Source organism: Gemmiger sp. An50 (assembly GCF_002161595.1).
Classification (GTDB): domain Bacteria; phylum Bacillota; class Clostridia; order Oscillospirales; family Ruminococcaceae; genus Allofournierella.
The window spans coordinates 105,368-118,589 of record NZ_NFID01000004.1 but is presented as its reverse complement, the minus strand read 5'-3'; the positions used below and the strand labels follow the sequence as shown (position 1 = coordinate 118,589).

10 protein-coding genes are annotated in these 13,222 nt (G+C 61.2%); 3 read left to right on the top strand and 7 right to left on the bottom strand.

The annotated features are described in order from the left end of the window. Positions 1-60: 60 nt before the first annotated feature. Genes B5G03_RS05690 through B5G03_RS05660 form a run of 7 tightly spaced genes read right to left on the bottom strand, consistent with a single transcriptional unit; the run spans position 61 to position 7,556 of the window. Positions 61-1,275 (bottom strand): BaiN/RdsA family NAD(P)/FAD-dependent oxidoreductase, encoded by a 1,215-nt coding sequence (locus B5G03_RS05690; RefSeq protein ID WP_087180794.1) that lies wholly within the window; start codon positions 1,273-1,275, stop codon positions 61-63. Continuing rightward, positions 1,260-2,966 carry a hypothetical protein gene (locus tag B5G03_RS05685; RefSeq protein ID WP_087180793.1) on the bottom strand — a complete coding sequence of 569 codons (1,707 nt, stop codon included), beginning with the start codon at positions 2,964-2,966 and terminating at the stop codon, positions 1,260-1,262. The genes B5G03_RS05690 and B5G03_RS05685 overlap by 16 nt, the downstream gene beginning before the upstream one ends. 34 nt (positions 2,967-3,000) lie before the next feature. Continuing rightward, positions 3,001-3,924, bottom strand: a complete 924-nt coding sequence (locus B5G03_RS05680; RefSeq protein WP_162613353.1) for a glycosyltransferase — start codon at positions 3,922-3,924, stop codon at positions 3,001-3,003. Next, the gene (locus tag B5G03_RS05675) at positions 3,905-5,041 is read right to left on the bottom strand and encodes an FAD-dependent oxidoreductase (RefSeq protein ID WP_087180791.1); all 1,137 of its coding nucleotides are present in this window, start codon (positions 5,039-5,041) and stop codon (positions 3,905-3,907) included. The genes B5G03_RS05680 and B5G03_RS05675 overlap by 20 nt, the downstream gene beginning before the upstream one ends. A gap of 15 nt (positions 5,042-5,056) precedes the next feature. Beyond that, complete coding sequence (locus tag B5G03_RS05670; protein ID WP_087180790.1) at positions 5,057-5,854, bottom strand: glycosyltransferase family 2 protein; 798 nt, start codon at positions 5,852-5,854, stop codon at positions 5,057-5,059. Next, positions 5,851-6,636, bottom strand: coding sequence for a sugar phosphate isomerase/epimerase family protein (locus B5G03_RS05665; RefSeq protein ID WP_162613352.1), 786 nt, complete (start codon positions 6,634-6,636; stop codon positions 5,851-5,853). The genes B5G03_RS05670 and B5G03_RS05665 overlap by 4 nt, the downstream gene beginning before the upstream one ends. Next, a complete protein-coding gene (locus B5G03_RS05660) occupies positions 6,633-7,556 on the bottom strand; it encodes a sugar nucleotide-binding protein (protein ID WP_162613351.1) in 924 nt (307 codons plus the stop codon). The genes B5G03_RS05665 and B5G03_RS05660 overlap by 4 nt, the downstream gene beginning before the upstream one ends. 247 nt (positions 7,557-7,803) lie before the next feature. Between B5G03_RS05660 and B5G03_RS05655 the strand changes: the two genes are divergently transcribed. From B5G03_RS05655 to B5G03_RS05645, 3 genes are all read left to right on the top strand, one after another. Continuing rightward, complete coding sequence (locus B5G03_RS05655) at positions 7,804-8,505, top strand: response regulator transcription factor (protein WP_087180787.1); 702 nt, start codon at positions 7,804-7,806, stop codon at positions 8,503-8,505. Positions 8,506-8,524: 19 nt separating this feature from the next. Next, a complete protein-coding gene (locus tag B5G03_RS05650; RefSeq protein ID WP_140401643.1) occupies positions 8,525-10,699 on the top strand; it encodes a sensor histidine kinase in 2,175 nt (724 codons plus the stop codon). 184 nt (positions 10,700-10,883) lie between these two features. Continuing rightward, positions 10,884-13,172 carry a bifunctional diguanylate cyclase/phosphodiesterase gene (locus tag B5G03_RS05645; protein ID WP_162613350.1) on the top strand — a complete coding sequence of 763 codons (2,289 nt, stop codon included), beginning with the start codon at positions 10,884-10,886 and terminating at the stop codon, positions 13,170-13,172. Positions 13,173-13,222 lie beyond the last annotated feature (50 nt).

The window sequence follows — 13,222 nt, the reverse complement described above, 5'->3', positions numbered from 1 at the left end:
CTTCCTTTTATTGTATTCTATGCAAAGCGGCCCCGCCGCTTGTGTCACGGTGTCGCCGTATCACAGGTTTGCCGCGAAGGCCTGGGCGGTGCACCAGGCAATCTGCAGGTTGTAGCCGCCGGTGTAGGCGTCCACGTCCAGCACCTCGCCCGCAAAGTACAGGCCCGGGCAGAGCTTGGACTCCATGGTTTTCGGGTCCACCTGCTTCACGTCCACGCCGCCGGCGGTGATCACCGCATGGGCCAGGTCGCCCCGCTTCGTGATGGGCACCTCCCAGTGCTTGACCAGCCGCACCAGCTCCCGCTTCTGCTCCTTGGTGATCTGATTGGCCCGGGTGGCCGGGTCCACGCCCCAGCGTTTGACCATCACCGGCTGCATGCTGGCGGGCAGCAGCTTGACCAGCGCGCCCTGGGCGCTCTTGTTGGCCAGCAGGGCAAAGTCGTTGGTGACCCGCTTATACAGCTGTTCCTCGTCCAGGGCGGGCTTCAGGTCGATGACCGCCCGCCAGCTGTGCTTCTGCATATCCTTGATGTAGCTGGAGGCCATCAGGGTCAGCGGGCCGGAGATGCCGAAGTGGGTAAACAGCATCTCGCCCATTTCAGTGAACACGGCCTTTTTGTCCCGGTAGAGGGTGAGGGTCACGTTTTTCAGCGAAAGGCCCATCATGGCCCGGCAGTCCTCGTCCGGCGAGACCAGGCTGCACAGACTGGGTACGGTGGGCACGATCTTGTGCCCCGCCTGCTTGGCCAGCTGGTAGCCGTCGCCGGTGGAGCCGGTCACCGGATAGCTCACACCGCCGGTGGCCACCAGCACCGCGTCCGCGGCCAGGGTGCGGCCGCTTTTGGTCACGACACCCACGGCCCGGCCTTCCTCGATCACCAGCTTTTCGGCCCCGTCATACAAAATCTGTGCCCCGTCCGCATAGCGCAGAAGGGCCTGGCGGATATCCTCCGCCCGGTCGCTCACCGGGAACACCCGGCGGCCCCGCTCGGTTTTCAAGGGAACGCCCAGCTCCTCAAACAGCTCCATGGTCTTGGCTGGAGGAAAGGCGTAGAGCGAGGAATACAGAAAGCGCGGATTGGTGCGCACGTTCTGCAAAAAGGTATTCTCGTCGCAGTTGTTGGTCACATTGCACCGGCCCTTACCGGTGATGAGCAGCTTCTGGCCGGGCTTTTCGGTGTGCTCCAGCACGGTGACCGAATGGCCCAGCTGCACGGCCGCGCCCGCAGCCATCAGACCGGCCGCGCCCGCGCCCACGATCAGGATGTTTGCCACTGATTTTTCCTCCAAAGGGTCAGGATACCGGCCCCGCTGTAAAGCAGCAGCAGCGGATGCACGGTGGAAAGGTACATGGTAGAGGTGCCGATGTTGAAGGAGGCCACCTCCACAAACGCGATCATAAAGCAGCGCAGCAGCGCCATTCCAAGCAGGCCCAGCAGCAGCACCCACAACAGGGCCTGCCCGGGCTGGATGGCTTTTTGTTTGCGCAGCTGCAGCAGCACAAATCCCTGCTTTGCCTGCAGCAGGACCGCCGCCACAAACAGGATAGGCACTCCAATCTCATAAACAAGACGGATGCCCTCCATACCGGCGAACGCCAGCTTCTGCAGCGGACTGTAATAGGGCAGGTCGCTGCCCGCCTGGGCCGCGCTGTTCACCTGCTGGCCCAGATAGGCCTCATAAACAGCTTCATCCTCCGGCAGAATCAGGCTGCGCTGGTCCGGGTAATAGGGTGCGCAGTCCATAAATGCAAGGGCGTGGAACAAGCTGTTCATTCCCTCGCTGAGCACCTCCGACACATACTCCATCCGGATGGGCGGGGTGGTGCTGCTGCGTTTTCCTCCGTTGGATTCCAGCTGGCCGGAATCGCACAGGGCGTTGATGGCGTCCGCCACCTGCTGCCAGTACTCCGCTGCTTTCTGGGGGCTGTCGTATACGCCCTCGTTCCAGGCGGCCTTGCGCAGCGCCCAGTAGAAGCTGCCGGACTGGTAATCGTCCAGCTCCGGGTTGCGGAAGCTGTTTTGCAGGTCCTCATCCTCTTCCAGCCAGTATTCCAGCGGCTTGAGCTGAGGCACCGCGTCGTACAGCTTCATGCGCACATCAGTGGGCACGCTGCACAGAGGCTTCCATTCCTCGGCCTTCACCCGGCTCATGGCACCCACCGCTGCGGCAAAGCTGCCGGAAGAGAAATCGCTCACCGCAAACAGACCGTAGTAGGCGTAGTTCACCGCGCTGTAAATGAGGATCGCCGCCGCCAGCAGGCCGTAGGGCACCGCCAGCAGGGCGCAGCGGCCCAGCTTTTTGACCAAAGCACCCTTGTCCCGCAGAGCGGTGATAATCAGAATCAGGGTACCCGCCGCCGCAAAAGGAAGCAGCCAGATGCCGTCCTCCCGGGTGAGCCAGGCAAGGCCCAGCCCCACGCCGGACAGCACCAGCCAGCCGATGCCCTGCTTCACCGGTTTGCGGCAGCGCAGCGCGTAGCCGCACAGCCCGGCAAAAAACAGCATGCACAGGCCGGGGAAGATGTTGTCCCGGTAGACGCGCAGGGTGAAGGAGGCGGTGGCCGCCGGGCTGAAGGCCAGCAGGGCGAACACCGCGAACCGGCTCTTCCACCGGCGCAGCACCGGCGCAAAGGCAAAGGCACAGGCCAGGGCCGCACCGCAGGTGAGCAGCTGGCCCGCCGCCAGATAAGGCAGGTGCAGCAGGTTGCACAGCGCCAGCCACACCGCGAAGAACATGTGTTTGGAAAGGGTGAGCCAATCGTAGGCTCCCAGCCACTGCCCGGCAGTGATGCTCTGGGCCGCCTGGAACATGAGTTCATCGTCCAGCGGCGCGCCGCCCACCCAGACATAGACCATCTGGAAGCGGGTCATCACAAGCTTGACGAGCACCACCAGCGCCGCCAGCACCCAGAAGGTGCGGCGGCTCATATCCTGTTGCAGCGCACTGCGCAGCCGTTCATTCATGGCGTTTCTCCCTTTGTTACTGTAGATGGATCGGTTATTTCTGGATCTTCTCGATGCCCTCGATCAGGTAGGCCTGCTTGCGGAAGGAAAGATCCACCAGCAGGCTCAGGTACTTCACCGCGATGGTCAGGATGATGAACATTCCAGCCAGGCCACCGCTGAGCACCAGCATGGTGGTGGTCCAGCCGGTGACCGGCTCGCCCACCAGCCACACCACCACGGTGTAAATCAGAGCGATCAGGGTGAGCAGAGCCATCGCACAGGAAATGCCGAAGCTGATCTTGTAGCCCGCGTTGGTGTAAAGGGCCAGACTGTCGATGGCCTTGTCCAGCCGGTCCTCCCGCTGGCCGTGGATGCTGCCCTCAAAATGCAGGGTCTTGCAGGCCAGACCGCTGGCCGCATAGGCCGCCTTGCGGTAGGGCAGGTTCTCGCTGATGGCCTTCACCCGGTTGATGGCCCGGCGGCTCACCAGCCGGAACGCGTCGCTCTCCAGCTTGTAAACGCTGTTGCTGAAGGCGTTGAACAAGGTGTAAAATGCCTTGCTGGCCGTCTTCTGACGGCTGGGGCTGACGGTCACCACGTCAAAGCCGGTGAGAGCCGTCTCGTAGGCCTGCCAGACCAGCTCGGCGGGATAGGGGGTATCCAGCCTGTCGAACTCGAACACAAAGTCGCCGATGGCTGCGTCCAGTCCGGCGTTCATGGCCTGCTCCACCCCCTGGTGCAGGCTCATGTTCAGAATGGTCAGGGGCTTTTCCATCTTCCCGGCCGCGAATTCCTTCAGCCGGACCACGGTATCGTCGGTACAGCCGTCGTTCACGGCCACGATCTCGTAGTAGTCAAAATGCTCCTCCAGCCGGGCCAGCAGCCGGTCGAAGAAGGGCTCCACCTGCCCGGCACAGTCGTGCAGGTAGACCACCGCCGAGACAAAATTCTTTTCCTTATTCGTGATCTGCGCCATATTGCAGCACCTCATCCAAATCGTAAACGGTATTGATCTTGCCGGACAGCACACTCACAAAGGCCGGGTCCGAGGCATACTGCCGGATCACCGTGGGGCGGGAGTCGTCGATCTCGCTGGCCTTTAGAATGGGCTTCATGCTGAACAGGCTTCCGGCATACTGGAAGCCATATTCCGGCTTCAGATACTTGCGGGCCAGCTGGCTCATCATGGGCCAGGCACTGGCGGGCTTGGCCGGGCACTCGTTGCAGTTGTAAAGGTCGCCCGGGCGGCATTTTCCCTCGCTGCGGCTCTGGCACTCGAAGGTTGCCACACTGTCGTAGCTGGTCACATGAGGGGTGAAGGTCACGCTGGTCAGGCTGTGGTAACCGGTCTGACCGAAAGGCATGATGGAGAAAAACGGCCCGTCCATCACGGTGATGCCAGTGTTTTTCAGCTTGTCGTCCACGGTGCAGAGGATGATCTCGCACAGCTCATACTTGATCTTGAAGGGCTCATAGCCCAGCATGGCGTGCAGCTCATTCACTCCGGCATAGGTGGCGTTCAACAGGAAGGGCGCTTCGGCGGTGATGTCCCCCGCCTTCACCCGCCAGACGCTGCCCGCCCGCTCCACTGCCTCCGGCTTGCGGCTGTAGGCAATGGTCACGTTCGGCAGCTTGGCCAGCTCCTTCAGAAAATACTCCTTGAGCACCTGAGCGTCGTAGGTGTATTCGGTGGTCAGAAACGCGCCGTCGCACTGGCCCGGATTAAAGTATTTGGTGGGGGCCACATCGTCGCAGCGGATGTGCGCCGCCGCGCAGAAGGAACGGAACTCCTGGGCATTGGTCCAGGAGAAGTGAGCGCTGGTGGCGTAGACCTGGTCGAATTCCTTCAAAAGGCAGAAGTCGTAATCCCGGCAGAAGCGCTCGAAGTAATGGGCGCTCTTGATGGCCGTGGAATAGCTGCGGGGATAGTGGTAGCCCATGTGGACCCGGGCCTGGTTGATATAGGTGGCACGCATGAAGGGGCCGGGGTCCTTTTCCAGCACCAGCACCCGCTGGCCCGCAGCGCCGCACTTCTGCGCCGCGTACAAGCCGTAAAGGCCCGCGCCCACAATGATTTTATCGTAAACCTGCATGTCGCATTCTCCCCTTTAAGGGTTGTATTTTCCCCGCAGTGCGGCGAACAAAATTTTCAGCAGATTGGTGTTGCCCTGCAAGCCCTTGATTTTGGTGGGGGTGGGCTCGTTCTTGGGGTAGGCACGCTCCACCGGCACCTCGCAGGCCTTGAGGCCCAGCTGGGTAGCCCGCACGCTCAGGTAGGCCAGCAGCTCATAACCCACGAACACATCCCGCAAAGGTTTTACCAGCGGATGGGTCAGATAGGCCCGGCTGTAGCCTCGGTAGGCGTTGGTGGTGTCGGTGAACCAGTGGCGGGCCGCCAGGCTGATCACCGGCGCGTGGATCAGGCGCACCGCCCAGTAGCGGCTGAAGGGGGTGTTGACCGCCTTGCCGCCGGGGATGAACCGGCTGCCCTGAATCAGGTCGTAGCCCTCCTCCAGCTTTTCAATGAAGAGGGGCACACTCTCGATGGAATCCTTGTTGTTGCCGTCGATGGTCAGAATGCCCTCATAGCCCCGCTCCAGCGCATAGTGGATGCCCATGCGCAGCTGGGCCCCCTGCTTGCCGGGACCCTTTTTGGTGAGCAGGGTATTCACGCCCCGGCGCTCCAGGCCCTGGGCCTCCATGCTGCCGTCGGTGGAGCCGCCGTCGCACAGGATGATGTCACACAGGCCGTCCACCGCGCCCTTCTGGGCCCGTTCCAGCTCGGTGAGGATGCGGCTGCCCTCGTTGATGATGGGAATGAGCAGGCAGTATTCACTGCGCTTTTCCCGGAAGGCATCCACCGTATAGTCCGGCACGCCGGGCACGTTTTTCACCCATTCGCTCATGCGCCGAACACCTCCGCCACATATTCCAGGCTGCGGCGCACGGTGTCCGTGTCCGCAGTCTTCATCTCCACCGACACATAGCCCTGATAGTTCAGCGCGCCCAGCAGCAGCGCCAGCTCCCGGTGAAGCGCCCGCTTCTCGATGGGGGCAAGGCCCGGCTCGCTGATGTGTACATGGCTCACATATTTCATATCCGCCGCGAAGTCGTTGGGCCGCTCGCCGTTGGCGATCATGGTGCCCACGTCCAGCGTGACGCCCAGGCCGGGGCTGTCCAGCTTTTTGGCCATGGCAAAGGCGTCGGCGGTGGTGTTGATGTAATTGGTATTATAAACCGGAGGGTTGGCTTCCAGGCCGATGACCACCTGCCGCTGGGCTGCCATCCAGGCGATGCGGCTTAAAAAGTCCTCGCCCTGCTGGGGGCCGGCCCCCTCGGGCATGTTCCGGTTGCGGGGGCAGCCGAATACCAGATTGCGGCAGCGGCAGCTCACCGCGAACTCGATGGCCCGCAGGGTGTACTCCTCCAGCTCCCTGGCCTCGTCCGGATGAAAGATATTGCCGGTCTTGCCGAACCAGATGCTCTGCATGCTGGGGATAGCAAAGCCGTATTTCTGGTGCATCACCCCTGCAAACAGGGCCGCGCCCGCCGGGCAGTCGTAGGGGTTTTCCGGGATCACCCGGGTGGGGGCGATCTCGATGCCCTGGTAGCCCAGGTCCTTCAAAAGCTGCCAGACCTGCTCGTCGTTGTCCGCGGCCCAGCCGATGTTGGAAGCCGATAATTTCATTCCGTCCATCCTTTCATAAAGGTGCAGATATTCGCCAGCTCTTCTTCCTCGGTGCAGAGGTAACCGCCCTTGCCGCCGAAGGCCTCGGCATGCAGGGTGCGCAGATCGTAGTCAAAGGGCTGCGCTGCCAGATGATTTTCAAAATGGCCGCCGGTCACCGCCTCATACACACGGGCGGCGCTCACCGGGGGCGTTGCCAGATGCAGCACCCTCAGATCCAGCTCCATGGCCTTCTGAATGTCCGCCCAGAGACGGCGCAGGTCGTAGAACTGGTAGACCGAACGGCTGTCGGTGAAGGCCAGCGCGTTGAAGTCGTTGGCCGCAAACCAGGCCTTCAATTCCGCCGGGTCCTGGGTGCCGTTCAGCTTATAAAAATTGTTGCCCGCGTCGGAGTAGGCAGCTTTTACAAGCTCGCTCTTTGCCGCCAGCTCCTCGTATTTGGCCGGGCGCAGCAGCGCCGGGGTGATGGTGTGCAGGTCGTACAAAAAGTTCTTTTTCAGGCCCAGACCGTACAGGGCGGGCAGGCGCACGATCAGCGCGTCCGGCCAATCCTCGCGCACCCAGCGCTCCAGCTGCAGCCGGTTGGCTCCGTAGGCCGCAAGTCCCTCGGGCTGGGGCTCGTCCGCCTCGGTTTTTCCCTTGCTGTCCGCATAAACGCAGATGGAGGAGATCAGCACCAGCTTCTTCGGGTTCAGGCGGCGCAGGTTCTCCCGGGCCGCGCGCATCACCGCCAGATCGGCCTGTGGGTCCTGGTTGGCCAGGAACATGGCGGCGGGAACACCGGCGTAAACCACCAGATCGTTTTCCTTGCCGAAGCCCTGTTGCACATTGCTGGAATGATAGGCCGCATCGAAGGGATGGCTGGCCATCAGGTTGCCTCCCACAAAGCCGGTGCTGCCCACCAGAACGCTGTTTGCCATGCTGCTGCTCCTTTCGCCGCGTTTTCTCATAGTCATACAGGGTACATTATACACAAAAAGCCCCGAAGTTACAAGGTTCGCGCCCTCAGAGAGCCTTTCTCTATTGTAAGAAAACCGTAAGAGAAACCACCCTCCGGCCGTAAGAAACCTTTGCTATAATAAGGATGCGCTCAAAGGGGCCTTGGAAAACGCCCTGGTTTTGGCTACAATCAACAAAAGAGCGGTTTTGGCAAGAGGAGGCGGTTATATGGACCAGCAGGCCTGTATCCTGGTGGTGGACGACGACGCCGACATCGTGAACGCGGTGCGGCTTTATCTGGAAAAAGAAGGGTTTTGCGTGTACGGTGCAGCGGACGGCTTTGAAGCGCTGGACGTGCTGGAGCAGCGCACGGTACACCTGATTTTAATGGACGTGATGATGCCCCGGATGGACGGTTTTTCCGCCATTTTGCGCATCCGGCAGAAGCGCAACCTGCCCATTTTGGTGATGAGCGCGAAAACCGAGGACAGCGACAAGGTGCTGGGGCTTTCCATCGGGGCGGACGATTATATCTCCAAGCCCTTCAGCCCCACCGAGCTGGTGGCCCGGGTGAAGAGCCATCTGCGCCGGTACCTGACCCTGGGCGGCGCACAGGCAGGCGGCCCGCTGGTGCGGGTGGGGCGGCTGGAATATGACTTTGAAGGCCATCAGCTCACCGCGGACGGCGAGCCAGTGCGGCTGACACCCACCGAGACCCGGATCATGGAGCTGTTTTTCCGCAGCCCGGGGCGGGTGTTCTCGGCCGAAGAAATCTACGCCGGCGCCTGGGGCGAGGGCAACGTGTACGCCCCGGAAAACACCGTGATGGTACACATCCGGCGCATCCGGGAAAAGATCGAACTGAATCCGAAGGAACCGGAATATGTAAAGGTGGTGTGGGGTCTTGGTTATAAACTGGAAAAACACTGAGGGAAAGAAATGGCCGCTGGTGGTTCGCATTTTCGCGGGCTGGATGGCGGCGGTATGCTTTTTTGTCATTTTTTACTGCATTCCGCTGGACGACCGGCTGCTGCAGGTCTTCCTGCAGGGGCCCCGGTCCTATTCCGCGCTGATGCAGCGGCAGATCGAGGCGGTACCGGATTACCAGCGTTTTTTAAGCACCGTGTACTACCACGCCCGTGTGCTGTGTGCCGACGGGCTGGTCACCCCGGGCGGCGAGGCGCTCACGCCTCAGGCGATTTCCCAGCAAAAACTGTTGTCCCGCCAGGCGCTGGACCAGCTGCGGCAGAGTGAAGAATACACCAGCCGGGACATCCTGCTGTATCTGAGCGCCGAGGGCGAGGAGACCATCTCCTCTTCCCTGCTCCGCTCTCCGGACCAGATTCCCCAAGGTTACGAAATCGCTTTTCAGCTGACCGGCGGCAAAACCGGAGGCATCCGCCTTTTGCTGGATGTTTATGACCGGATGGTGCTCCCGGATGACGGCACCGCCTTCAGCAGCACCCAGGAGATACTGCTGGAGGGAGTCACCCCTACTCGGGTGGAGCCCCAAAGCTTTTTGCCGAACGCTGAGATCGTGGTGGCGGTCAAGCAGGTGCCCTCCAGCGACACCGGCACCCTGGGCTTTGCCTACCGCTGGATCAATAATTCCGCTGTACCCACCCTGGCCTGGATTCTGGTGGGGCTGGGTGCCTGGGGCCTGCTCTGCCTGGCAGTGTGGCTGGTTCTGTGGAAAAAGCGGCGGGCAGCGGCCCAATGGGCGGCCGGGTTTTTGCGCCGGGTCCCTCTGCTGGTGAAGCTGCCTGTACTGATTTTCCTGCTCTTCTCCGGCTATCTTCTGCTTGCCATCCTGAGCTGTGCGGCGCAAAGCTACCTGTACGGCTACTCGGTCACCTTCTTTGCTTCGCCCTTCGCGGCTGCACTTCTCTTGGTGGTAGATATTCCTCTGGTCTGGCTGTTCTGGCTGGAATTCCGTTTCAACCTGCGCCACACCCTGCGCACCAGCCTGACCGCCCGCTTGATCCGCCGCTGCAAGCAGTTCGCCGATGCTCAGCCCTGGAAGCGTCGGGCTGTTCTGAGCCTGCTGGCGCCCATCGTAATTGGCCCCCCCTGCATAATGCTGGCACTGCCTCTGTCGTTTTTCTGCTATTACAAGGTCTTTTATTTCTTGGATTTGCCGCTGGCTGTCTTACTGTTCTTTGCCCTGTTCCTGGGCGGCGCCTTCCTCTTTGTGACCGGCCTTCTGCGCCTGAATCGCTTTTTGAATCAAGCGAACCAGCTGGCGGATAAGCTGGCCGCCCTGCGCGCCGGGCAGCACACCGCCCCGCTGGCCCTGCCCGAGACCTCCCTCTGTGCGGTGCCCGCGGAGGACCTGAACGCTCTGGAAGAGGGCATCCAAGCCCGGGTGGAGCAGCAGATGAGGGCGGAGCGGCTCAAGCTGGAGCTCATTACCAATGTGTCCCACGATCTGAAAACGCCCCTGACCAGCATCATCAATTACGCGGGGCTTCTTTGCGAGGAGCCACTAGAGCAGCCCGCGGCGGACTACGCCAAGATCCTGAAGGTCAAGGCCGACCGGCTGAAGACCATGGTGCGGGACGTATTCGAGGTGAGCAAGGCCGCCAGCGGCGAGCTGCCCTTGCAGACCCGCCCGCTGGACCTGGCCAAGCTGATCCGCCAGACCCTGGCGGATATGGATGAGGCCATTGAAGCCAGTCCCCTCTCCTTTGTGACCCAGCTGCCCGAGCAGGCCTGGATCTGCGCGGACGGCGACCGGCTGTACCGGGTGTTCCAGAATCTGTATACCAATGCCCTGGCCTACTCGCTGCCCGGCAGCCGGGTCTACACCCAGATGGAGCGGGGCGAGAGCCGAGTCTCCATCAGCATCAAAAACGTGACCCGTGACCCCATCGCCCCCGAGGATGCCGAGCATCTTCTGGAACGGTTCGTGCGGGGGGATTCCTCCCGCACCGGCGAGGGCAGCGGCCTTGGGCTTTCCATCGCGAAAAGCTTTGCCGAGGCCTGCGGCGGCCGCTTCTCGGTCCGCGCGGTGGCGGACCTGTTCTGCGTGCTGGTGGAGTTCCCCCTCTGCCCGCCGCCCGCGGCGGAAGCTGTGCCGGAGCCGCTGCCGGATGTTCCGACCGAGCCGGAGCGGCATGATTGATTTTTTCTCCCAGTCTATGACTGGGGAGTTTTTTTTCAATGTCTCATGGCTCAAAATCCGGGCTTTGCTCTTTCCTTCAAGACAAAATTCGTTTATACTGTATAAAAACACAGTTGAAAATTTACAACATTTTCCCGCGTCTGCTGATTCGGGGCCACTGCCAGGAAAGGGGGGAACTTTACCCGTGCCAAAGCACATCCATCGCCAGATCGTCATTGCCTTTTCACTGATTCTGGCGGTCTGCATCGCGCTCACTGCCTCTTTCTATATCTTCTCCCGCAACGGTGCGCAGGTACAGCACGAGGAGGCCGCCCACTCGCTGGAGGCCACAGCAGAAACCGCCCGAAACATCGTGAACTCTCACATTCAGGGCAATCTGCAAACGCTGGTGACCCTTTCCGCCTTCATCGGCTACGATTCTGACGAAGGTCTCCCCCCCCAACAGCTGCCGCACGACCCGGCCTTTCTGGCCCAGCTGGATGTGGTAAACTCCCAGAACGAATTTCTGCGCATGGGCGTGGTGGACACCACCGGCCAGGGCAGCTTTGTTCTGTTGGACGGCAGCTCCCAGCTGGAGCAGGACCTGAGCCAGGATTCCGCCGTGCAGCGGGCACTGGCCGGTGAAGGCAACATCTCCTTCACCTTCTGGGATGATACCCTGGGCTGCTATGTGAACCGGTACGCGGTGCCCATCTACCAGGGCGGCGTGGACGGTCCGGTGATCGGAGTGCTCACCGGCACCAACAACACCGACGCATTGCGGGAGCTGCTCAGCCCCAGCCTGCTGCTCAACGGCCAGGTCCACGCCCATATCGTAAACTCTGAGGGCAAGTTCGTAGTGCGCAACCAGACCTATTTCATCAGCGAAGACGCCCGCAGCATCTTCGATACCCCCGCCTTCAGCGATGAGCTGCAGCAGACCATCCTGAGCGCCTTCGCCGTGAACGAATCCGCCTTTTTCAGCCTGACCAACGAGGGTACCCTGTATGAGGTGGCGCTGATTCCCATGGACGTCAACGACTGGTACGTCATGTGCGTGGTGCCCCAGCGTATCCTGGTCACCAATCTGAGCCAGTGGTTTAACCTGCAGCGCATCACCTTTTTTGTGATTTTCCTGCTGGTGATCCTGCTTACCCTCTATATCTACCGGATGATGCGCCAGAACAACCGCTCTATGAACCAACTGACTTATTTCGATTCCATCACCGGGGCCTACAACCGGGTTCGCTTTTTGCAGGAGATGCCCACCAAGCTCACCGCCGACCCCAAGGCCCTGATCGTGCTGGACATCGACAACGCCCCCACCATCAAAGACCTGTACGGACTGGAGCGCTTCAACTCCCTGCTGCGCCACATCAAGGAGGCGCTGGACCAGCAGATGGGCCCCACCGAGCTGTTCTGCATGGGCCGCAACGAGCGTTTCCTTCTGCTGCTGGACTGTGCTGAGCCTGAGCAGGTGCGCCAGCGCATGAGCCGCTTTTTCTCCCAGATCCGCCAGTTCCGGGTATCGGAACACCAGAACTATCAGGCGGTTTGCTCGGCAGGTGTGCGCTTTGTCACCAACACTACCCCGGACCTGGAGCGGGCCATCACCGAAGCGGCCATGACCGCCGAAACCACCTCCGGCTCCCGGCAGGACGAGCTGATCTTCTTTGACCCGGCCATCTATGAGCCGGTGATCCTGCGCAATCAGATTGAGGAAAGCATGGACGCGGCGCTGCTCACCGGCGAGTTCGTGATGAAGCTGCAGCCCAAAATCGACCTGGCCACCGGCCAGCCCGGCGGCGCCGAGGCGCTGGTGCGCTGGATTCGGCCGGACGGACTGTCCTTCTACCCGGATCAGTTCATCCCGGTGTTCGAGAAGAACGGCTTCTGTGTGGAGCTGGACTTTTACATGGTGGAGCAGGCCTGCCGCACCCTGCACCGCTGGATGGACGAGGGCCGCCCGGTCATTCCCATCTCGGTGAACCAGTGCCGCCTGATGCTGTATGAAGCAGGCTATGTGCAGCGTCTTTGCGGCATTCTGAACCGCTGGAACATCCCGCCCCGGCTCATCGTGCTGGAGGTCACCGAAAGTCTGGCGCTGGAAAGCATCGACCGGGTGCGCGCCGTACTGATCGGGCTGCGCAGCCAGGGCTTCTCCATCTCGATGGACGATTTCGGCAGCGGTTATTCCTCGCTGAACACCCTGAAGGACCTGCCCATCGACGAGCTGAAGCTGGACCGGGTATTCCTGGCTGCCCGGGACGAGACCGACGAAGAAAAGCGGGATCTGGTGATGAAAAACGTGATTCATCTGGCCCAGGAGCTGCACATCACCACCGTGGTGGAGGGCGTGGAGACCATTGCCCAGCTGGACTTCATCTGCAGCATGCACTGCGATCTGGCCCAGGGCTATTACTTCGACCGGCCCATCAGTGTGGAGGAATTCGAGGCCAAGTATCTGCCTCTTCCCCCTTCTGACTTGGCATAATTCACAAGTTTTTCATTTCTTTCCCGGCAGAACTTCCAAAGTTTTTTCCG